General features: G+C 61.1%; 21 protein-coding genes. 8 read left to right on the top strand and 13 right to left on the bottom strand.

Annotated elements, in window-relative coordinates; all coding sequences use genetic code 11:
• Positions 1-40: 40 nt before the first annotated feature.
• Positions 41-949 (top strand): LysR family transcriptional regulator, encoded by a 909-nt coding sequence (locus K7H22_RS12875; RefSeq protein ID WP_230801269.1) that lies wholly within the window; start codon positions 41-43, stop codon positions 947-949.
• A 102-nt stretch (positions 950-1,051) separates the two neighbouring features.
• On the opposite strand, the gene phoB is transcribed toward K7H22_RS12875, so the two are convergent.
• The 11 genes from phoB to K7H22_RS12820 all read right to left on the bottom strand — a co-directional run bounded on the left by phoB (position 1,052) and on the right by K7H22_RS12820 (position 11,948).
• Entirely contained in the window at positions 1,052-1,741 is a 690-nt protein-coding gene (phoB, locus tag K7H22_RS12870; protein WP_230801268.1) for a phosphate regulon transcriptional regulator PhoB, read from the bottom strand.
• A 4-nt stretch (positions 1,742-1,745) separates the two neighbouring features.
• On the bottom strand, positions 1,746-2,471 hold the full coding sequence (gene phoU / locus K7H22_RS12865; RefSeq protein WP_230801267.1) for a phosphate signaling complex protein PhoU: 726 nt from the start codon (positions 2,469-2,471) through the stop codon (positions 1,746-1,748).
• A 63-nt stretch (positions 2,472-2,534) separates the two neighbouring features.
• Positions 2,535-3,332 (bottom strand): phosphate ABC transporter ATP-binding protein PstB, encoded by a 798-nt coding sequence (gene pstB, locus K7H22_RS12860; RefSeq protein WP_230801266.1) that lies wholly within the window; start codon positions 3,330-3,332, stop codon positions 2,535-2,537.
• A 21-nt stretch (positions 3,333-3,353) separates the two neighbouring features.
• Complete coding sequence (gene pstA, locus K7H22_RS12855) at positions 3,354-4,718, bottom strand: phosphate ABC transporter permease PstA (RefSeq protein WP_230801265.1); 1,365 nt, start codon at positions 4,716-4,718, stop codon at positions 3,354-3,356.
• A complete protein-coding gene (gene pstC, locus K7H22_RS12850; protein WP_230801264.1) occupies positions 4,715-6,178 on the bottom strand; it encodes a phosphate ABC transporter permease subunit PstC in 1,464 nt (487 codons plus the stop codon). The genes pstA and pstC overlap by 4 nt, the downstream gene beginning before the upstream one ends.
• A 72-nt stretch (positions 6,179-6,250) precedes the next feature.
• Positions 6,251-7,306 (bottom strand): substrate-binding domain-containing protein, encoded by a 1,056-nt coding sequence (locus K7H22_RS12845; protein WP_230801263.1) that lies wholly within the window; start codon positions 7,304-7,306, stop codon positions 6,251-6,253.
• A gap of 218 nt (positions 7,307-7,524) precedes the next feature.
• Positions 7,525-8,565 carry an ATP-binding protein gene (locus K7H22_RS12840; protein ID WP_230801262.1) on the bottom strand — a complete coding sequence of 347 codons (1,041 nt, stop codon included), beginning with the start codon at positions 8,563-8,565 and terminating at the stop codon, positions 7,525-7,527.
• Positions 8,566-8,569: 4 nt separating this feature from the next.
• Positions 8,570-9,757: a trans-sulfuration enzyme family protein gene (locus tag K7H22_RS12835; protein WP_230801261.1), complete on the bottom strand. Its 1,188-nt coding sequence runs from the start codon at positions 9,755-9,757 to the stop codon at positions 8,570-8,572.
• 119 nt (positions 9,758-9,876) lie between these two features.
• Complete coding sequence (locus K7H22_RS12830; protein ID WP_230801260.1) at positions 9,877-10,404, bottom strand: gamma carbonic anhydrase family protein; 528 nt, start codon at positions 10,402-10,404, stop codon at positions 9,877-9,879.
• A complete protein-coding gene (gene gmk / locus K7H22_RS12825; RefSeq protein ID WP_230801259.1) occupies positions 10,401-11,042 on the bottom strand; it encodes a guanylate kinase in 642 nt (213 codons plus the stop codon). The genes K7H22_RS12830 and gmk overlap by 4 nt, the downstream gene beginning before the upstream one ends.
• Positions 11,043-11,069: 27 nt before the next feature.
• On the bottom strand, positions 11,070-11,948 hold the full coding sequence (locus K7H22_RS12820) for a YicC/YloC family endoribonuclease (RefSeq protein ID WP_230801258.1): 879 nt from the start codon (positions 11,946-11,948) through the stop codon (positions 11,070-11,072).
• Between the two features lie 219 nt (positions 11,949-12,167).
• Between K7H22_RS12820 and K7H22_RS12815 the strand changes: the two genes are divergently transcribed.
• Positions 12,168-12,890, top strand: a complete 723-nt coding sequence (locus K7H22_RS12815) for a PAS domain-containing protein (protein WP_230801257.1) — start codon at positions 12,168-12,170, stop codon at positions 12,888-12,890.
• An 88-nt stretch (positions 12,891-12,978) separates the two neighbouring features.
• On the opposite strand, the gene K7H22_RS12810 is transcribed toward K7H22_RS12815, so the two are convergent.
• Positions 12,979-14,349: a class II 3-deoxy-7-phosphoheptulonate synthase gene (locus K7H22_RS12810; protein WP_230801256.1), complete on the bottom strand. Its 1,371-nt coding sequence runs from the start codon at positions 14,347-14,349 to the stop codon at positions 12,979-12,981.
• A 209-nt stretch (positions 14,350-14,558) separates the two neighbouring features.
• Between K7H22_RS12810 and K7H22_RS12805 the strand changes: the two genes are divergently transcribed.
• A complete protein-coding gene (locus K7H22_RS12805) occupies positions 14,559-15,563 on the top strand; it encodes a GlxA family transcriptional regulator (RefSeq protein WP_230801255.1) in 1,005 nt (334 codons plus the stop codon).
• A gap of 8 nt (positions 15,564-15,571) precedes the next feature.
• Here the strand turns inward: K7H22_RS12805 and K7H22_RS12800 are convergent, their stop codons facing one another.
• Positions 15,572-16,681 carry a PQQ-dependent sugar dehydrogenase gene (locus K7H22_RS12800; RefSeq protein ID WP_230801254.1) on the bottom strand — a complete coding sequence of 370 codons (1,110 nt, stop codon included), beginning with the start codon at positions 16,679-16,681 and terminating at the stop codon, positions 15,572-15,574.
• 177 nt (positions 16,682-16,858) lie between these two features.
• On the opposite strand from K7H22_RS12800, the gene K7H22_RS12795 reads away from it, so the two are divergent.
• The 5 genes from K7H22_RS12795 (at position 16,859) to K7H22_RS12775 (ending at position 22,059) form a co-directional block, all read left to right on the top strand.
• Positions 16,859-18,043 (top strand): ABC transporter substrate-binding protein, encoded by a 1,185-nt coding sequence (locus tag K7H22_RS12795; protein ID WP_230801253.1) that lies wholly within the window; start codon positions 16,859-16,861, stop codon positions 18,041-18,043.
• Between the two features lie 94 nt (positions 18,044-18,137).
• Positions 18,138-18,920 carry an ABC transporter ATP-binding protein gene (locus K7H22_RS12790; protein ID WP_230801252.1) on the top strand — a complete coding sequence of 261 codons (783 nt, stop codon included), beginning with the start codon at positions 18,138-18,140 and terminating at the stop codon, positions 18,918-18,920.
• Positions 18,917-19,747, top strand: a complete 831-nt coding sequence (locus K7H22_RS12785) for an ABC transporter ATP-binding protein (RefSeq protein ID WP_230801251.1) — start codon at positions 18,917-18,919, stop codon at positions 19,745-19,747. Before K7H22_RS12790 ends, K7H22_RS12785 begins: the two co-directional genes overlap by 4 nt.
• Before the next feature lie 3 nt (positions 19,748-19,750).
• Complete coding sequence (locus tag K7H22_RS12780) at positions 19,751-20,761, top strand: branched-chain amino acid ABC transporter permease (RefSeq protein ID WP_230801250.1); 1,011 nt, start codon at positions 19,751-19,753, stop codon at positions 20,759-20,761.
• The gene (locus tag K7H22_RS12775) at positions 20,758-22,059 is read left to right on the top strand and encodes a branched-chain amino acid ABC transporter permease (protein ID WP_230801249.1); all 1,302 of its coding nucleotides are present in this window, start codon (positions 20,758-20,760) and stop codon (positions 22,057-22,059) included. Before K7H22_RS12780 ends, K7H22_RS12775 begins: the two co-directional genes overlap by 4 nt.
• Positions 22,060-22,123 lie beyond the last annotated feature (64 nt).

Below are 22,123 nucleotides of genomic sequence, written 5' to 3'. Positions count from 1 at the left end.
AAACGATAGTTTTGCATCTTGGCATGAGTAAAACGCATAGATGATCGCACCGCGCCGTTTCCTGCCCTCTATTGCCTCGCTGCGCGCGCTCGAGGCGCTTGACCGTCTGGGCAGTGCCACGGCGGTGGCAGAAGAGTTGTCGCTGACGCAAAGTGCTGTCAGCCGTCAATTGCAGACGCTCGAGACGCAGATGGCGGTGCCGCTGATCATCCGCGACGGGCGACGGATGGAACTGACACCCCCTGCCCGCGCCTATGTGACCGAGGTGCGCGAGGCGCTTCACCAGATCGCGCAGGCCTCGCTGCGTCTGCGCGTGCAACCGCGTGGTGGCACATTGGATCTGGCGATCTTGCCGACCTTTGGAATGCGCTGGCTGGTGCCGCGTCTGGCTGACTTCGCGCGCCTGCATCCCGAGGTCACGATCAACATGGCCACGCGTCTGGCGCCTTTCAACTTTGCCACGCAACCCTTTGATGCGGCGATCCATTACGGCGATGCGGATTGGCCCGCAACCGACCATATGCTTCTTAGAACGGAAACTGTGGTTGCGGTCTGCACACCGGAGCTGGCGATGCGGCGTCCGCTGCGACGTGCGGGCGATGTATTGGCGCTGCCGCTTTTGCATATCGAAACGCGCCCGCGGGCTTGGGCGGACTGGTTCGCCGCGCATGGTGTCACGCAAGAGCCGCCGCAAGGCACGCTTTACGACCAGTTCTCGACGATCACGCAAGCCGCCCTGCACGGGTTGGGCGTGGCCTTGCTGCCCGATTATCTGGCCGAGCAGGATCTGGCGGCCGGTCGTCTGGTAATGGCCTTTGGCGGGCCGACACGGACGCGGGGCAACTACTATCTGGTTTGGCCCAAGTCCAAGGCGCAGGACAGCGCGCTTGGCCTGTTCCGCGACTGGCTGGCGACCCAGACAGGCGAGGAAGACACGCTGCCACGCTGATCCGGCCGGTTTCTTCTTGCTGAAAATATCCTCGGGGGGGCGTTCTGCATCGCAGAACGTGGGGGGCAGACAGCCCCCCTGCCCGCGTGATAAGGCTGCGGATCAGCCCAAGGCGTATCCCGCGCCGCGCACAGTGCGGAGCGGATCGTCCCCGCCATGCAGGGTCAGGGCTTTGCGTAGGCGCCCGATATGGACGTCCACGGTGCGGGTATCGACATAGATGTCGCGGCCCCAGACACGGTCGAGCAGTTGTTCGCGGCTCCAGACCCGGCCCGGTTTCTCCATGAAAGTAGATAGCAGTCGAAACTCGGTCGGGCCCAGTTTCAGCGGTTTGTCATTGCGGGTCACGCGGTGGGTTTCGCTGTCCAGAACGATATCGTCATACTCCAGACGCCCGCCCACGGTCGAGGGGCGCGTCCGGCGCAGTTGCGCGCGCACCCGCGCCATCAACTCGACCACGGAATAGGGTTTGATGACATAGTCATCCGCCCCAGTTTCCAGCCCGCGCACACGGTCCACCTCTTCCGAGCGGGCCGAGAGCATGATGACCGGCACCTGACGCGTATCGGCGCGCATCTTGAGCTGGCGGCAGACCTCTATGCCCGAGACATTGGGCAGCATCCAGTCCAGCACGATCAGGTCGGGGGCGTCCTCGGCGACCAGCAGCAGGGCTTCCTCGCCATTGGCGGCGCGGCTGACGCGGAAGCCTTCTGCTTCCAGGTTATAGGCGAGCACTTCGCGTTGGGCAGGTTCATCCTCGACGATCAGGACCGTAGGTTGATCGGCTGCCATTGTCCTAACCTTTCACATCGGGGAGTGTGAACGAGACATTGTCACCCTTGGGGCGCTGGTCTTCGGGCATTTCGCCCGTGACCAGATACACGACCTGTTCGGCGATGGATGTAACGTGATCGCCCATCCGCTCGGTATTCTTGGCGATGAAATGCAGGTGCATGCAGGCGGTGATATTGCGCGGATCTTCCATCATGAAGGTCAGGAATTCACGGAACAACGCGTTATACATCTGGTCCACATCGCGGTCGCGCTGGATCACGTCCATCGCCAGTTCGGGATCGCGGTGGATATAGGCATCCAGCGCATCCTTGAGCATTAGTTGCACCTCGCGGGCCATGCGGCGCAGGGCGGCATGGCTGCCATTGATCGGGCTCATCTGCACCAGAACGGATGTGCGCTTGGCCATGTTCTTGGCATAGTCACCGATCCGTTCCAGATTGGCGCTGATCTTCATGACCGACAGCACTACCCGCAGGTCCACAGCGGTGGGCGCGCGCAAGGCGATGACGCGGGCTGCTGTTTCGTTGATCAGCTCCTCCAACTCATCAATGGCGCGGTCGCCGGCGCGGACCTTTTCGGCAAGTTCCTCGTCCCGTTCGGCCAGTGATTGGGCTGCATCAAGTATGGCGGCCTCGACCAGACCACCCATTTTGATGATCTGCCCTTGAATGCCTTCAAGATCCCGGTCGAAGGCCGAGGCGATATGTTGCTTGCTATTGTCGGACATGGGGTCTGTCTTCCTGTTCTGTTGAACGATGCGCCGCCCTGTGCAGGGCACGCGGTCGCAGGATCAACCGATCCGGCCGGTGATGTAGCTTTCGGTGCGCGGGTCCGTAGGATTGGTGAAGATATGGTTGGTATCTCCATATTCGACGAGGCTGCCAAGATGGAAGAAGGCCGTCTTCTGGCTGACGCGGGCGGCTTGCTGCATCGAGTGAGTCACAATGACCACGGAAAAGCTGGCGCGCAATTCGTCGATCAGTTCCTCGACCTGAGCGGTGGCAATCGGGTCCAGCGCGGAACAGGGCTCGTCCATCAGCAGCACTTCGGGCGCTGTGGCCACGGCGCGCGCGATGCACAGGCGTTGTTGCTGGCCACCCGACAGGCCGGTGCCTGCCTCGTGCAGGCGATCCTTGACTTCGTTCCACAGCGCGGCTTTCCGCAGGCTTTCTTCGACGATCTGGTCCAGTTCGGCCTTGTTGCGGGTCAGTCCGTGGATCTTGGGGCCATAGGCCACGTTGTCATAGATCGACTTGGGAAAGGGGTTCGGCTTCTGGAACACCATCCCCACCTTGGCGCGCAACTGGACAGGATCAACGCGCTTGTCATAGATGTTCTCGCCATCCAGCAGGATCTCGCCCTCGACGCGGGCGCTGGCGACGGTGTCATTCATGCGGTTCAGGCAGCGCAAAAAGGTGGATTTGCCGCAGCCGGACGGACCGATGAAGGCGGTCACGGTATGGTCCAGAATGTCCACGTCCACATTGATCAGGGCCTGCTTCTCGCCATAGAAGACCTGAACGCCGCGCGCGGTGATTTTCATTTCATTTTGGGTCACTCTTGTCTCCGAAATAGGCGCGTCATACATTTTTCGTTTCCTGTCCATAAGTTACCAGCGCCGCTCGAACCGTCGGCGAAGGAGGATCGCGACGATATTCATGACGACAAGGAACGCCAGCAGCACGATGATCGCACCTGCCGAGCGTTCGATAAAGGCCGGATCGGAGCGTGAGGCCCATGAATAGACCTGCACCGGCAGGGCCGTGGCGGGATCAAGCATGCCACCGTCCAGCGGTCCTGCGGGATAGTTGGCCACAAAGGCAACCATGCCGATCAAGAGCAGCGGCGCGGTTTCACCCAAGGCCGAGGCCAGACCCAGGATCGTGCCGGTCAGGATACCGGGTGCGGCCAAAGGCAGGACATGGTGGAACACGGTCTGCATTTTCGACGCACCGACACCCAAGGCGGCATCGCGGATGGATGGCGGCACCGCACGGATGGCCGCGCGCGTGGCGATAATGATTGTGGGTAAAGTCATAAGCGTCAGCACCAGCGCCCCCACCATCGGGCTGGATTGGGGCACTTTGGCAAAGTTGATGAAGATTGCGAGGCCAAGGATACCGTAGACGATCGACGGGACAGCGGCGAGATTCGAGATATTCACCTCGATCAGATCGGTCCACCGGTTCTTGGGGGCGAATTCCTCAAGATAGATCGAGGCGGCGACGCCCAGCGGCAAGACCATGATCGCCACCAGTAGCATCATATAGGCCGAACCGATCAGCGCAACCCCAAGGCCCGAGGCCTCGGGGCGTTGGTCCGAAGCGTCGGGATTGGTCAGAAAGCCCCAGTTGAAGCTGGCTGACAGCATCCCCTCGTCAACCATCCGGTCGGCCAGATCAAGTTGCGCAACCGAGATATTCGTATCCAGTTCGGCTGAGTCCCGCGTAACGCGACCTTTGAGATAGCCGTCAATCCGGCCCGTGGCGTAGCCGTTGAACTCGATCGTCTGGCCGAGAATACCGGGGTTGTCGAGCACCAGATTGCGAAGCCGTGCGGGCGTATCGCGTGAGATAAACGCGCCGATCTCGCGGTCATCCACGCCTTCGGTCGAAATTCCGCGTGCGTCCAGATAGCCGACAAGTTGCTCGTTCAGCAGACTGGTATAGCCGATTGTCGTGACTTTCATCATCTCGGCGCGGTCACGGTTGCCTTTGGGGTCCAGCCGCTCGGCGTCCAGCGTAACGGGAAAGGTAAATGTCGCCTGTTTGAATGCCGACAGACCATCGCTGAAGATCGTCCAGAGCATGATCGCGAGCACTGAAAGGCTGATCGTAATCGCGGCGATACCGTAGTATTTGAACCGTGCTTCGGCGGCATTGCGCTTTTTGACTAGGGCCGACTGGGTCAGCAGCGAAGACTTGCGGGGCGCGGGATGTGCGGCGGGGATAGAGGCTGAGGTAAGATCGGTCATTCGTACTGCTCCCGGTATTTCCGCACGATCCAAAGGGCAAAGATGTTCAAGCAAAGCGTGATCACGAAAAGGCTCATGCCAAGGGCGAAGGCCACCAGGGTTTCGGGCGAGTTGAACTCGGTATCGCCGGTCAACTGGCTGACGATTTTCACCGTGATGGTTGTCATGGCCTGAAACGGGTTCAGGTCCAGCCGTGCAGCGGCCCCTGCCCCCATCACAACGATCATGGTCTCGCCAATGGCGCGGCTGGCTGCCAGCAGGATCGCACCCACCACACCGGGCAAGGCCGCCGGCAGGATGACCTGCCGCACGGTTTCAGATTTGGTGGCACCCAGCCCGTAGGATCCGTCCCGCAAGGATTGTGGCACAGCGTTGATGATGTCATCGGCCAGCGACGAGATGAAGGGAATGTTCAGCACCCCAATTACCAGACCGGCGGTCATCACCGACGATCCCGATGTGCCCAGACCTGTGGGTTGCGCGATCCAGTCGCGGATGAACGGCCCCACCGTGACCAGTGCGAAAAGACCGAAAACAACGGTCGGAATGCCTGCAATAATCTCGATCAGCGGTTTGACGACAGAGCGCACGCGCGGGCTTGCGTATTCGGCCAGATAGATGGCTGTGAACAGACCCGTCGGCACGGCCACGATCATGGCGACAAAACTGATATAGATCGTGCCCCATAGTAGCGGCAGCAGACCAAGCTGGCTGTTACCCTGAAAGTTGGGCTGCCATGTCAGGCCGAAGACAAAATCCCAGAAGGGATACATGCTTGAGAAGCGGATGGTCTCGGACAGCATCGACAGGACGATCCCGATCGTCGTCAGGATGGCGATGGTCGAGGCCAGCATCAGCACGCCCAACATCACCACCTCAACGCGGTTGCGGGCGCGGAAGTCGCCTGTGGTGATCCGCAGCGCATAGGCCAGCCCCGCGACCGAGACCAACAGGATCAGGACGTTCCGCAGCGCGCCACCCTTGCTGGCAAAGGCGCGGTAGGCTTGCGCCGCCTCAAGGACCTGCGGTGTTACGCCTGCACCCAAGGCAACACCGACGCTGCCCAGAATTTCGCGGATGGACGCATCACCGCCGGTCCGGATGTCAATCGCCTCGTCACTGCTCAGTGTGCCTGCGGCCACAGCAGTATCCAGCCCTTCCGCGACGCGGCGCACATCGGCCATCAGCAGGATGCGCTGGCTGTCATTTTCAAATTCAGCTGCGGGGAAAAAACCCGCCAGTTGCCGTTCGATCACCAAGGGCTGTGCGATCAGCCATATCACCAGAACTGTCAAAGCCGGCAACGCCGCCATGATAGCCCCGTGCCAGGCATAATAGTTCGGCAACGAATGCAAAGCGCGAGTATTCCCCTGCACCGAAGCAAGCGCGCGTCTGCGCCCCAGAACAAAACCCGCGATGGCGAAAACACCGATTGCAACCAGAAGCAGAAGTAAAGACATGGCAGTTCCTGCGGTGTATTTCCAAGTGATCAGCCCCCGGCATGTTGTCCGGGGGCCTCTCGGGTGTTCAGATCAGTTCAACGGACCCATCGGGGTGCGGTTGGCGACCATTTCCTGTGTCGCGGCCAGCTCGGGGTCAGCTACCAGACCATATTGGGCCAGCGGGCCATTGGGCCCAGCCATATCGTCGGACACGAAGAAATCGACATATTCCTGCAGGCCGGGGATCACGTCCAGATGCGCGACCTTCACATAGAAGAACAGCGGACGCGATACGGGGTATTCGCCGGTTGCGATTGTCTCGGTCGAAGGCTCGATACCGCCCATCGTGCCGACACGCAGCTTGTCGGTGTTGTTCTGGTAGAAGGACAGACCGAAGACTCCGATCGCGTTCTTGTCGTTCTCAAGACGCTGCAGGGTCTCGGTGTAATCACCGTCGATATCCACGTTGCGGCCATCGGTCCGCAGCGTCGTGCAGGCGCCATTGGCAGCACGGGACTTCGCGCGATCGTCATCGCCTTCTGCCGTGGCCAGGAACAGGTCATAGGCCCCGGTTGCCTTGCAGCCTGCGATGATCACACGCTCGTCAAAGACTTCACGGGTGCCGTGCTTGGTGCCGGGCGACAGAACCAGAATATCCTGCGCGGGCATGTCTGGGTTGAAATCGGCCCACTGGGTGTAGGTGTTCGGAACAATCGCGCCGTCAACCGCAACCTGACCAGCAACCGCATTGTAGATGTCGGCGGGGGTGAAGGCGAATTCGGGGCCGTTCACATCCGAGGCAAAGACGATCCCGTCATAGCCGAAGCGAACTTCCATCACCTCGGTCACGCCATTGGCGGCGCAGGTGTCCAGATCTTTCTGGGTGATGCGCGAGGAAGAGTTGGCGATATCAACAGTGTTCGTGCCGACACCTTCGCACATCTTGGCGCGGCCAGCACCCGAACCGCCGCCTTCAACGACGGGTGTCGGGAAATCGAAATTCTCACCGAAAGCTTCTGCAACGATGGTCGAATAGGGCAGCACGGTGGACGAGCCTGTCACCTGGACGTTATCGCGGGCCGCGGCAGCGGTGGCCGATACGGCGGCCATGGCAATGGCCGATACGGCCAGTTTTGCAAAGGACATAGGATGTCTCCTGTTTGCGGTTTACACCGGCCGACAAGTCTGCGGGCCGTAAGCGCCCTGCTAAAGACCCGACGCAATGCTTTTGTGACACCCGTGTAACGGTTTTATGACAGATTGCCGGACCACAGGAAAAAGTCGGTGGGACTGCGGAAAAAAGTGGGTTCAGCGCCGGAAATTACGGTGTCAGGCAGTGGCCCTCGCGAATCTGGCGGCGTGTCTTACAGGCTGACCGGAAGGCTGACCGTAAAGGTGCTGCCCTGCCCCGGCGTGCTGTCGATTCGCAACCGCCCGCGATGGCGGCTGATGATATGCTTCACAATCGCCAGACCCAGCCCCGTGCCCCCCATCTCGCGCGAGCGGTGGCTGTCGACGCGGTAGAACCGCTCGGTCAGGCGCGGAATGTGGATCTCGTCGATGCCCTGCCCGTTATCCTGCACATCGACGCGGACCGCATCGGCGCGCAGGGCCTGATCGCGTTCGGGTCCGGTCAGGCGCAGGGTCACAATACCAGGGCGTCCCCCGTATTTGATGGCATTCTCGATCAGGTTGTTGAAAACCTGCCGCAACTGGTCGGGATCGCCTGCCACCCTGACGGGGTTCTCGCCCATCTCCGTGCGTAGCGTGGTATCCGACCGCGCGGCCACGGGGGCAAGGTTGCGCAGGCAGGACAGCAGCAACTCGCGCAGGTCCAGTTGTGTATCGGGGCGCATCCGCTCCATTTCCTCGACCTGGCTTAGCGATAGCAGGTCGCGCACAAGGCGGTTCATCCGCTGCGCCTCTGTATCCATGATCGCCAGAAACCGCTCTCGCGCGATTGGATCATCCTTCGCAGGGCCTTGCAATGTTTCGATAAATCCCATCAGGGCAGTCAGGGGCGTACGCAGTTCATGGCTGACATTGGCCACGAAATCGCGGCGCATCTGGCCGATCTGCTCCTGATTGGTCACATCTTCGAAGCTCATCAGCACGCCCGTGGCGGGGCCGGCTTCGACATAGGCGCAATGGGCGCGGTAGATTACGTCCTGCGCGGCTTCCTTGGTCAGATAGCGCGCAATTTGCGGGGTGCGTTTCGCGCGACAGGCGGCAACGGCTTCCAGAACCGATGGTTGCCGGATTGCCGTGATGAAAGGGCGCGCCTCGGCCTGTCCGAACAATGCCTCGGCGCGCGCGTTCAATCCCGCGATCCGGTCCCCCTCGCCCAGAAACAGCGCCGGCAGCGGCACAGCCGCGAGAAGGGTGCGGATCGCGGTATCCGGCATCGGATCAACCGGCGTCGTGGGCCGCGGCAATGGCGGTGGTAAAGACCGCCATCAGCGCATCAGGCTCTTCCAGCCCGACCGAGACCCGAAAGAACCCCTCGCTCATGCCAAGTGCCTCGCGCTCTGCCGCAGGCAGTGCGCGGTGCGAGGAACTGGCAGGATGGGACAAGGTGGTGCCGACATCGCCCAGTGTCGGCGCAAAGGCCAGACCGTCTGCCGCGCGGGTAAAGGCATTGGCGGCTGCGCGCCCGCCCTCCAACTCGAAGCTGACCATGTTGCAGCCGCGCGCGCCCAGCAGATCGCCCGCCCGCTTGCGGTCGGGATGATCGGCACGCATCGGATAAAGCACGCGTTTGACCCCCTGTAAACCTGCCAGATGGTCGGCCAGCGCCGCGGCATTTGCTTCGGCACGGTCGAAACGCAGGTTGAACGTGGCCAGCCCCCGCTCGGCCAGCCAGCAATCGAAGGGGCTGGCGGTCAGGCCGGTGGTCACGGCGAAATCATAAATCGCCTTTTGCAGCACCGGATCGGCGGCGCAGGCATAGCCCAGTGTCACGTCGGAATGGCCCGCCAGCAGTTTGGTGACCGAATGGATCACGATATCGGCGCCCGCATCAAAGGGCCGGTAGGCGCGGGGCGTTGTGAATGTATTATCCACAGCCAGCAAGATACCGCGCGACTTGCACAGCTTGGCCAGTCCGGTGATATCGGCCACACGCAGCGTCGGGTTCGACACAACCTCGACCAGAATCATCCGTGTCTCGGGGCGCAGCGCCGCTTCCATCGCGGCCACATCCGTGGGGTCGGCAAGGCTGGTGGCAATCCCCAGACGTGGCAAATCCTGCTTCATCAGGCGCAGCGACCGGCCATAAAGCTGGTCTCCCCCCAGCACATGATCGCCCGCTTTCAGCAGGCCCAGCATCACCGCCGTGACAGCCGACATGCCCGAAGATGTCACGATCCCGCCTGTGCCGCCTTCCAGCAGGTCAATCCGCCGCGCCAGCACATCGGCATTGGGATGGCCTTCGCGCGCATAGGTGTAACCGCTTGTGCGGCCTTCATATTGTGCGTCCAGATCGTCCGGCGTTTCCGAGGCATAAACCACCGAGGGGCTTAGCGGAGTGACCACCGGACGGCTGATGCTGTCGGGCAATGGGACGGGGCGGATCAGCGATCCTTTGGAGTTTTTCATGGCATGTCTTTCCTGTTACTGTGCAACAACTGGCACAGCCCGCAAGCAACGGCAAGCAGCGCCCTGCCCGTTTCGTCTTGCCTCACATATCAGCGCGCGGCGCGCTCCTGCGCGACTGCTCAGAGTGCGGTCAGGCCCTTTGCAAAACGGCGCATATTCATCTGGTATCCCAGCGCCGAGCGGCGCAGACCTTCGATCGCGGCCTCGTCCAACTGCCGCACCACCTTGCCGGGCGCGCCCATGACCAGCGATCCATCGGGGATCTCCTTGCCTTCCGTGATCAGGGCTCCTGCCCCGATCAGGCAGTTATTGCCGATCTTCGCGCCGTTGAGCACCGTGGCGCCCATTCCGATCAGGGTATTGTCGCCAATCGTGCAGCCATGCAGCATGGCCTTGTGGCCGATTGTGCAATTCTTGCCGACCACCAGCGGATAGCCGATATCGGTGTGCATCACGGTGTTTTCCTGCACATTGCTGCCCGCGCCGATATGGATCACCTCGTTATCGCCGCGCAATGTCGCGCCAAACCAGACCGAGGCGCCGCTGTCCAGCACGACATTGCCGATCACATTGGCATCGGGGGCGATCCAGAAATCACCGTCTGCGGGCAGTTGCGGGGCGTTTCCGTCCAGAGCGTAAAGTGTCATGTGCGTTCCTCGAATTCCTTGTTCAGGTTGCGGACCGTATCCACCAGCGCGGGTTGTTGCGACAGGCGCAGCCTTTCCGCGCTGACAATGGTTTGAAGGCGGGCGAACGTGTCGTCCAGATTGTCGTTGACCAGAACGAAATCATATTCCGGCCAATGACTTATTTCGTCACGCGATTTGGTCATGCGGGCGTCGATCACATCATCGCTGTCCTGCCCGCGTGACCGCAGGCGGCGTTCCAGCTCCGCGATCGAGGGGGGCAGTATGAAGATCGACAGCACATGTTTGCCAAGGCTCGAGTTGCGGACCTGCTGGCCGCCCTGCCAGTCGATATCGAACAGCACATCCTGTCCGGCATCTATGGCGGCGGCGACGGGGCCTTTCGGGCTGCCGTAAAAGTTGCCGAACACCTCGGCATGTTCCAGCATGTCGCCGCGCGCAACCATGCTTTCGAATTCCTCGCGGCTGTGGAAATAGTATTCGCGGCCATGTTCCTCGCCGGGGCGCGGGGCGCGGGTGGTGGCCGAGACCGAGAACCGGATCGAGGTGTCCCACGCCCGCAAGCGGCTGGCCAGCGTTGATTTTCCCGCACCCGAGGGCGAAGACAGGATAATCAGAAGCCCGCGTCTTTGGTCCATGTCAGTCTGCCTTTCCGATCATCCGGCCTATTGGATATTCTGGACCTGTTCGCGCATCTGGTCGATGACGGTTTTCAAGTCCAGACCGATCCGCGTCAATGTCTTGTGCTGGGCCTTGGCGCAGAGGGTATTGGCTTCGCGGTTGAATTCCTGCGTCAGGAAATCCAGTTTGCGCCCCACCGGATCGGAGCTTTGCAGCAAGTCCAGCGCGGCCGCGATATGGGCGCGCAGGCGATCCAGTTCCTCGGTTACATCGGCCTTGACCGCGATCAACGCCAGTTCCTGCGCCACGCGCTGCGGATCGGCCCCGTCCGTGTTGTCCAGCACGCGGGCCAGATTGGTGCGCATGGTGGCGGCCATTTCGGTATTGCGCGCCTCGGACGCGGCTGCGATCTGATCCACTAGCGTGGTGATCTGCGCCAGTTGTGCCCTGATGACGGCGTGCAGTGCGCGCCCCTCGGTGCGGCGCATCTGTTTGAAATCTGCCAGCACGGTTTCGAAATCCGCCATTAGCGCCTTGAGCAGCGGGCCGGACTCGGCCTCGAGGCTGCGGGTTTCCAACACGCCGCGGATGCCTAGAATATCGGCGGCGGTGGCGGGGGCCAGTGACAGGCCTGCCTGCATCGCCTCGGTCTCGACGCAGGCCATGGCGGCGATCACGGCGGTCAGACCACCGGGATTGACCGTCATTTCGCCGACGCCCTCCTCACGGCTCAGGCGCAGATTCAAGGTGACATTGCCGCGTCCGATCTGTGCTGTCAGGCGTGTTCTGAGCTGGGTTTCCAACCCTTCGATCCAGTCCGGCACCCGCAAACGCAGGTCCAGCCCCTTGCCGTTGACGCTTCGCAAGTCCCACGACCACAGAGCCCCGCAAGCGGACCCTTTCGCGGTGGCAAACCCGGTCATCGACTGTATCACCTGTGCATCCCCTTCGCGTCACTGTCACGGCGTTGGGCGATGGCCTAGCCTGTCCCGCGGCCAACGGCAAGCATCCCGTCGCGGGCTGTGGTGTTGCGAAGGGGTTAACCAAAGCTTGCGAATTCATGTTCGGTTTTCATCAAACACTGGCATATTAAGGCCATGTTAACCTATTGCCGCCTAGAACGCTGTTAAGGACTTGTTGTCATGTGTGAAGACCGCATGTCGCCCGTAAAGGGCTCCACCAGCAATGTGATCGCGATGAACCGTCACCGTCCAGATCCCCGTTTTGCCCATATCGCGCAGGTCGAGGCCTATTGGCATGCCCTGCGCGGGCGGCGCATCGTGCCACGCCGGGCCGAGGTTGATCCGCGCGGTATCGAATCCGCGCTGGAATATGCGTTCATTCTGGAACAGGTGGCGCCGGGCATCGGGCGGCTCAGGATCGCGGGCGGTCATCTTGTCGATCTTCTGGGGATGGAGGTGCGCGGCATGCCCCTGACCGCGTTTTTCCAGCCCGAAGCGCGTCGCGCGCTGGCGGAGTGTCTGGTGCAGGTTTGCAATGCGCCGGCCACGGCCAGACTATCCTTGCAGGCGGAAACCGGTATCGGCAAACCACCGCTCGAAGCGCGGCTGTTGCTGTTGCCAATGCGTGGCGAAAGCGGTGAGATCAGCCGTGTGCTGGGCTGTCTGGACAGCAGCGGCAGTATCGGGCGCACGCCCCGCCGTTTCACCGTAACCGCACGGCAAATGACCGAAGTGACCGGTGAAGAGGGTGCGCTGTGTTTCACGCCTCAAGCTGTCACCCCCAAGACTGCGGGTGCGCAGCACAGCCATGAGTGCAATGTTACCCTCTTGCATGCGGTGCGACGATCGCGCGGGTCCGACATTTGCGGTTCGCATTTGCGTCTTGTCCCGACCGACGCCTGAACCCCGCCTTTCGCTCTGAAACAGCGCCACACATAAAAAAACCGGCGGGTATGGCCCGCCGGTTAGCTTTCTTAACGCCTATGAGGTGTCAGACTACCGCGGCGGCCTGACGTTCTGCGCGCAGGTTCGACAGTTCCTCGGCCACCAGAAAGGCCAGTTCCAGCGATTGGCTGGCATTCAGGCGCGGATCGCAGGCTGTGTGGTAACGGTCCGACAGATCCTCGTCGCTGACTGCGCGCAAACCGCCGGTGCATTCGGTCACATCCTCGCCCGTCATCTCGAAATGCACACCGCCCGGGATTGTGCCTTCGGATTTGTGCACGGCAAAGAACTCGCGGACCTCGCGCAGCACCGCGTCGAAAGGCCGGGTCTTGTATCCGCTCGAGGACTTGATCGTGTTGCCATGCATCGGATCGCAGACCCACAGCACATTGGCCCCTTCGTCGCGCACCGTCTTGATCAGGCGCGGCAGGTGTTCGGCCACCTTGCCCGCACCGAAACGCGCGATCAGGGTCAGGCGTCCCGCCTCGTTCTTGGGGTTCAGCTTGGCCATCAGCAGCTTGAGGTCCTCGGACGTCATGCTTGGCCCGCATTTCAACCCGATCGGGTTCAGCACACCACGGCAATATTCCACATGCGCGCCGTCCGGCTGGCGCGTGCGGTCGCCAATCCAGACCATATGGCCGGAGCCTGCCAGCCATTTGCCCGATGTCGTATCCAGACGGGTCAGCGCCTCTTCATATTCCAGCAGCAAAGCTTCGTGGCTGGTGTAGAAATCGACGGTTTGCAGCGTATGCGCCTGCTTGCTGTCGATACCGGCGGCCTTGATGAAATCCAGCGTGTCGCTGATCCGGTTGGCCATATCGCGGTAGCGCGCCGCGTTGTCGCCCTCGATAAAGCCAAGCGTCCAGCTATGCACTTGATGCACATCGGCATAGCCGCCGGTCGAGAAAGCGCGCAGCAGGTTCAACGTTGCCGCTGCTTGCAAATAGGCCTGCAACATGCGCTGCGGGTCGGGCTGACGGGCATCCGGCGTGGCGGCCAGATCGTTGATGATGTCGCCTCGATACGAGGGCAGTTCCATCCCGTCGATCGTTTCGGTCGGGGCGGAACGCGGCTTGGCGAACTGGCCTGCCATGCGGCCAACCTTCACCACCGGCACCTTGGCGCCATAGGTCAGCACCATCGCCATTTGCAGCATCACCTTGAACGTGTCGCGGATTGCGTTGGCGCTGAACTGGTCGAAGCTTTCCGCGCAATCGCCGCCCTGCAACAGAAACGCCTCGCCGCGCGACGCCTCGCCAAGCGCGGTTTTCAGCTTGCGCGCCTCGCCGGCAAAGACCAGCGGGGGATATTTGGACAATTGCGCCTCGACGGTGCCAAGGCTGGCGGCATCCAAATAATCAGGCATTTGAACCCGTGGGCGTCCGCGCCAATCGGTTTTTTGCCATTCGCTCATGTCCGCATCTCCGCAAATCTGCTATTGTCGGGCCTTCTATACAAAAGCCGCGCCCCGCATGCCACAAGCGATTTGCCCCCGCATCGGTGAAAGGCGACGTCCAATGGTCGCGATTTGGCGCAATTGCACCTTAGAACGCCGTTGCGGCCCTTGATGCGGATTATCAAACCTGATCAATTGCCCTGCAACCCCGATGGAGCATCACACCCATGTCTTCGCCCCGCCCGATGGCCAAAGAGCCTGCATCTGCCGCGGCACCGCGGCGGTTTGTCTTTGTGCTTTTGGACAACTTCACCCTGCTCAGCTTTGCCTCGGCGTTGGAAAGCCTGCGGATTGCCAACCGCATCATGGAGCGCACAGCCTATAGCTGGCTTTTGTTGGGCGAAGGCGGCACGCAGATCAAATGCTCGGCTGGTGTAGAGTTCCAGGTCGATGCGGATCTGATCGAACTGGGGCGCGACGATGTTGTAGTGGTCTGTGGCGGCGTTGATGTGCAGCGGGCGACAACAAAAAAAGTGATCTCGTGGCTGCGTCGCGAGGCACGCAAGGGGATGTTGCTGGGCGGGTTGTGCACGGCCAGCTATGCGCTGGCCAAAGCCGGATTGCTGGACGGAAAGCGCGCCACGATCCATTGGGAAAATCAGGACAGTTTCGCCGAGGAATTCGAAGAGGTGGATCTGACCAAATCGGTCTTTGTGGTCGATGGCAACCGCTTCAGCACCGCGGGGGGGATCTCGTCCATCGACCTGATGCTCAAGCTGATCGCAAATGATCAGGGCGAAGATGTCGCCAATCTTGTGGCGGACCAGTTCATCTATTCATCAATCCGCACCGATCAGGACACGCAACGCCTGTCGGTTCCAACGCGAATCGGCGTGCGCCATCCCAAGCTGAGCCGCGTGATCCAGATGATGGAAGGCCATATCGAAGAGCCGATCAGCCCTTCGGTTCTGGCGCGCGATGTGGGCATGTCGACGCGGCAGCTTGAACGGCTGTTCCGTCGCTATCTCAGCCGCAGTCCCAAGCGCTACTACATGGAATTGCGGCTGTCGAAGGCGCGTAACCTGCTGATGCAGACCGATATGAGCGTGATCAACGTGGCACTTGCCTGCGGCTTTGCCTCGCCCTCGCATTTCTCGAAATGCTACCGCGCGCATTACGACACAACGCCCTACCGCGAGCGCGGCAGTCACGCGACACGGCTGTCGATCTAAGATCAGGATCAGGGCGCGATACGGTAGATCGTGCCGCGACCCTCGCTGATGAACCAGACAGACCCGTCTGGCGCTTGTCTGATATCGCGCACGCGGTCGGTTTCACGGCCCTTGATCTGTTCAATCTCGGTCGGGGTCGCGCCACCGACACGGGCGATATAGTCGAACTTGAGCGATCCCACGAACATCTGGCCGCGCCATGCGGGCCAAAGATCGCCCGTGTAGATCGCCATGCCCGACGGGGCCATCGACGGATCCCAATACATCTGCGGTTGTTCCAAGCCCGGCTTGGACGTGCCTTCCCCAATGGGCAGACCCGAGTAGTGCCGCCCGTAGGAGATGACAGGCCAGCCGTAATTGGCGCCTTTTTGCACGCGGTTCACCTCGTCCCCGCCGCGCGCGCCGTGCTCGTTCACCCACAGGGTGCCATCCGCATCAAGGCTTGCGCCCTGCGGGTTGCGGTGGCCATAGGACCAGATTTCCGGCCGTGCACCGGACTGGTTCACGAAAGGATTGTCGGCAGGAACCGATCCGTCGCGGTTAATTCTGATGACTGCGCCGTTGTGGTTGCCAACATCCTGCGCGGTGTCCGGATCGCCACGGTCCCCGATGGTCAGGAACAGATGACCTTGCGGGCCTTCCACAATGCGCCCGCCAAAATGTCGCCCCCCGGACGAGCCGGGAGCCATTTCGAACAGCAACCGGACATCTTGCAAATTTGTGCGATCCTCGGACAGACGTCCGACGGCAAGGGCTGTGCCCTCGGCCCTGCCCTGCGGCTTTGCATAGCTGAAGAAAATGTCGCGGCTTTGGGCGAAGTCACGCGGCACCATCAGATCCAGCAGACCGCCCTGCCCGCCCACGCGAATCTGCGGCAGCCCCCTGACTTGCTGGCGGTTGCCGTTTCGCGCCACGTGCCACAATCGCCCCTCGCGTTCGGTCACCAGAAATCCGCCGTCTGGCAGGAACCCGACGGCCCAAGGGGTTGCGAACCCCTCCGCCATGGCCGTGACGGTCAACGCCCCGTCGCGGCTGTCCAGTGCAACCACAGGTTCACTGATGGCCCATGTTCCGGCGCAAAAGGCCAGCAGGCTTGTGATCATCATATCGCGGCGCATCGGCATTCTCCCGGAGTTGGTGTCGCAAGCCTAGCACGCACGGCGCTGGAGCCTAGCATTTGGCGGCCTCACAAAAAGTCGCATTCGGGTGATTGCTGACCCCGTATTGCGCTTTTCTTTTAGGCAAAGTGAACTTAACCTGTGTGCTGGACATAAGATCCAATATGGGAGACTAACATGAAAAAACTACTTTTGGCCACGGCCGCGACCGCCTTGATGGCGGGCTCCGTGTCGGCACAAGAGATCAAGATCGGCATCATTCTGGGCTTCACCGGCCCGCTGGAATCGATCACGCCCAACATGGCTGCCGGCGCTGAACTGGCGATTGCGGAAGTCAACGCGGCTGGCACGCTGCTGGATGGCGCAACTGTGACGTCAGTGCGCGCTGACTCGACCTGCATCGACGCGGGTGCGGCGACTGCAGCCGGAGAGCGTCTGGTGACATCCGATAACGTGAACGCGATCATGGGCGCGGACTGCTCGGGTGTGACCGGTGCGATCCTGCAAAACGTCGCGCGGCCGAACGGCGTTGTGATGATCTCGCCCTCGGCCACATCCCCCGGTCTGTCGACCGCCGATGATGATGGTCTGTTCTTCCGCACCGCCCCGTCTGACGCACGTCAGGGCGTTGTGATGACCGAAGTGATCATGGATCGCGGAATCAAATCCGTTGCCCTGACCTATACCAACAACGACTACGGCAAGGGTCTGGCCGATGCATTCGCAGCCGCGTTCACCGAAGCCGGCGGCACCGTGACAATCAACTCCAGCCATGAGGACGGCAAGGCCGACTACTCATCGGAAGTGGCGGCACTGGCGTCTGCCGGGGGCGAGGTTCTTGTTGTTGCAGGCTATACCGATCAGGGTGGCAAAGGCATCATTCAGGCAAGCCTTGATTCCGGTGCATTCGACACGTTCGTTCTGCCCGACGGTATGGTTGGCCAGCAGCTTGTGGACGATATCGGCGATGGTCTGACGGGCTCGTTCGGCCAGTATCCTGGCACCGACAGCGCCGGTGCGGAACTGTTCCAGGGTCTGGCGACCGAAGCCGGTTTCGACGGCACCTCGGCCTTTGCACCGGAAAGCTATGATGCGGCCGCGCTGATCCTGCTGGCGATGGAAGCGGCGAAATCCACGGCTTCTGCCGATTTTAAGGATCACGTGATGGATCTGGCCAACGCCCCCGGCGAAGAAATCTTCCCCGGCGAACTGGCCAAAGCGATCGAGATCATCAAAGCGGGCGGCGATATCGACTATGTCGGTGCGACCGCTGTTGAACTGATCGGACCCGGTGAATCGGCCGGCAACTACCGTGAAATCGAGATCAAGGATGGCGTGATCGAGACCGTGAACTTCCGGTGATCTGACGCAGCGAGATTTGACGGCGCGGGGGCTTCCCCCGCGCCGTTTGCATAAGATAAAGGCACGTCAAAAGAACAGTGCCGGGGGAAAAGGTATGATCAAAGTCGACAACGTCGTAAAGACGTTTGGCGGATTCCGTGCCGTTGACGGGGCCTCGCTGGACATCAAGAAGGGCACGATCACTGGGCTGATCGGCCCCAACGGTGCCGGAAAAACCACGCTTTTTAATGTGATCGCTGGTGTTTTGTCGCCGACATCGGGCACGGTGACGATGCTTGGCGACGATATCACAGGCCTGCCGCCGCACGCGTTGTTCCACAAGGGCCTGCTGCGGACCTTCCAGATCGCGCATGAATTCGGCTCGATGACCTGCCGCGAGAACCTGATGATGGTGCCGGGCAACCAGTCAGGTGAAAACCTGTGGAACACCTGGTTCGGTCGCAAACGCATCGCCGACGAGGAGCGCGCCCTACGCGCCAAGGCGGACGAGGTTCTGGAATTCCTGACTATTGACCATCTGGCCGAACAGAAAGCCAGCCAGATTTCGGGCGGTCAGAAAAAGCTGCTGGAACTGGGCCGCACCATGATGGTGGATGCCAAGATCGTCTTTCTGGACGAGGTGGGCGCGGGCGTGAACCGCACCCTGCTGAACACGATCGGCGATGCGATCATCAAGCTGAACAAGGAACGCGGATATACCTTTGTCGTGATCGAGCATGACATGGATTTCATCGGACGGCTTTGCGATCCGGTGATCTGTATGGCCGAAGGCAAGGTGCTGGCAAAGGGCACGCTGGCCGAGATCAAGGCCAATGAACAGGTGATCGAAGCCTATCTGGGCACCGGTCTGAAGAACAAGGACAAGGTGGGCGCATGAGCAACGGCAACCCCTATCAGGATGATCGTGGCAACAAGGACCGCTCGATCACCAACCCTGCCGGACAAGGCAGCCAGATGCCGCGCAGCAAAAGCGGCAAGGTGACTGCGGCCCCCGGTGGCCCCTTTCTGATTGGCGAGGCGATGACCGGCGGCTATGGCAAAGGCCCCGACATCCTGCATGATTGCACTATCGCCGTGGATCGCGGCGAGATTGCCGTGATCGTCGGGCCAAACGGTGCGGGCAAATCCACCGCGATGAAGGCGGTTTTCGGAATGCTGGATGTCCGTTCGGGCCGCGTGCTGCTGGATGGCGAGGATATCACCGCGCTGACCCCGCAGGACCGCGTGGTCAAGGGGATGGGTTTCGTGCCGCAGACCAGCAATATCTTTACCTCGATGACGGTCGAGGAAAATCTTGAAATGGGCGCGTTCATCCGCAGCGATGATTTCCGCGATACGATGGCGCAGGTCTATGATCTGTTCCCGATCCTCAAGGAAAAACGCTATCAGGCGGCGGGCGAACTGTCGGGCGGGCAGCGCCAGCAGGTGGCCGTAGGCCGCGCGCTGATGACCAAGCCCAAGGTTCTGATGCTGGACGAGCCGACAGCGGGCGTGTCACCCATCGTCATGGACGAATTATTCGACCGGATCATCGAGGTTGCCCGCACCGGTATTCCGATCCTGATGGTCGAACAGAACGCGCGTCAGGCGCTGGAGATTGCCGACAAGGGCTATGTTCTGGTGCAGGGGCGCAACGCATTCACAGACACCGGCAAGGCGTTGATGGCCGATCCCGAAGTCCGCAAATCGTTTCTGGGGGGCTGAGCCATGGATCTTCTCAACGCAATTATCACGCTGACGAATTTCGTCATCGTCCCCGCGATTGCCTATGGCAGCCAGCTCGCACTTGGTGCGCTGGGGGTGACGCTCATCTATGGCATCCTGCGGTTCTCGAACTTCGCCCATGGCGATACAATGGCGTTCGGCACGATGGTCACCATCCTGTTCACATGGCTGTTCCAGTCATGGGGTATCTCGCTGGGCGTCTTTCCGACTGCCCTGCTTGCCTTGCCCTTTGGCATCGCAGGCTGCGCGCTGTTCGTGCTGCTGACAGACCGCGCCGTCTATCGCTTTTACCGCGAGCAGAAGGCCAAGCCCGTGATCCTTGTGATCGTGTCGATGGGTGTCATGTTCATCATGAACGGTGTCGTGCGCTTCATCATCGGGCCGGATGACCACGCTTTCGGCGATGGCGAGCGTTTCATCATCTCGGCCCGCACCTTCCGCGCGTTGACGGGCCTTGAGGAGGGGCTTGCAATCCGCACCTCGACAGGCATCACCGTGATTACGGCAGTGATTGTCGTGGCCCTGTTGTTCTGGTTCCTGAACAAGACCCGCACCGGCAAATCCATGCGCGCTTATTCTGATAACGAGGATCTGGCGCTGCTGTCGGGCATCAATCCCGAAAAGGTGGTCATGGTGACATGGATCATCGTGGCCGCATTGGCCACCGTGGCGGGCACGCTTTACGGGCTGGACAAAAGCTTCAAGGCGTTCACTTATTTCCAACTGCTTTTGCCGATTTTCGCCAGCGCCATCGTGGGCGGCCTTGGTAGCCCTGTGGGTGCCATCGCGGGCGGTTTCGTGATCGCCTTCTCCGAGGTGACGATCACTTATGCGTGGAAAAAGGTGCTGGTCTATGCCCTGCCCGACGGGATGGGGCCGGACGGGCTGGTACAGCTTTTGTCCACTGATTACAAATTCGCAGTCAGCTTCATCATCCTGCTGGTTGTTCTGCTGTTCCGCCCGACGGGCCTGTTCAAGGGGAAATCGGTATGAACGAGATGGTCAAGAACACAGGGCTTTTTGCCCTTGTCGCACTCCTGATCGTGATTACGGGGGTGATGCAAAGCTGGAACACGGCGCTGTTGATCCTGAATATGGGCCTGATCAGCGCGATCATGGCCTTGGGGGTCAACCTGCAATGGGGCTTTGCAGGGTTGTTCAACGTGGGTGTCATGGGCTTCGTGGCGCTGGGTGGTCTGGCCGCCGTGCTGGTGTCGATGCCCCCGACCCAAGGCGCATGGGCTGCGGGCGGTTTCGGCGTGATTGCGGGCCTTGTGATGGGGGCCGTGACGATCGTGCTGGCCGTGCTGGCCTATAGCCGGATGCCCAAGGGCAATATGCGCGTGCTGGTGATGCTGGTGATCCTGATCGGCGGCTTTTTTCTTTACCGGTCGGTCTTCGATCCGGCTGTCGAGGCGATTGAGGCGATCAATCCGGCCTCGTCGGGCAATATCGGCGGGCTTGGCTTGCCGGTTCTGATGGCTTGGCCGGTCGGCGGGTTGCTGGCGGCGGGGGCTGCCTGGATCATCGGTAAAACCGCCCTTGGTCTGCGGAGCGACTATCTTGCCATCGCCACGCTGGGCATTGCCGAGATCATCATTGCGGTCCTGAAGAACGAGGACTGGCTGGCGCGCGGCGTCAAGAACGTGGTGGGCCTGCCCCGCCCTGTGCCGCTGGAAGTGGATCTGCAACGCGACCCCGAATTCGTGGAACGCGCGGCCAGTTTCGGGATGGACGCGGTCACGGCCTCGACCATCTATGTGAAGCTGGAATATGCGGCGCTGTTCACTGTGGTTCTGGTGATCCTGCTGTGGATGGCGCAAAAAGCGCTGAAATCGCCTTGGGGCCGGATGATGCGCGCGATCCGCGACAACGAGGTCGCCGCAGAAGCGATGGGCAAGGATGTCACGCGCCGTCATTTGCAGATCTTCGTCCTGGGCTCTGCGATTTGCGGCATCGCCGGCGCGATGATGACCACGCTGGACGGACAGTTGACACCCGGCACCTATCAGCCGCTGCGTTTCACCTTTCTGGTCTGGGTCATGGTGATCGTGGGCGGTTCGGGTAACAATTTCGGCGCGGTGCTGGGCGGGTTGCTGATCTGGCTGCTTTGGGTGCAGGTGGAACCGATCGGGTTGTGGCTGATGAGCACGCTGACATCCGGTATGTCCGATGGCGCCCTGAAATCGCATCTGATGGACAGTGCGGCGCATATGCGCCTGTTTACGATGGGATTGATCCTGCTTTTGGTGCTGCGCTTCAGCCCGCGCGGCCTGATCCCCGAAAAATAGGCCAAAGGCCCCGACAACAAGAAGGCCCGCAAGGAGGATATCCTTGCGGGCCTTTTTTCTGACT

Source organism: Seohaeicola saemankumensis (genome assembly GCF_021021435.1).
In the GTDB taxonomy this organism is placed as follows: Bacteria; Pseudomonadota; Alphaproteobacteria; order Rhodobacterales; family Rhodobacteraceae; genus Seohaeicola.
Note: the sequence above shows the minus strand (reverse complement) of the source record. Positions and strands in the feature narration are given on the sequence as shown.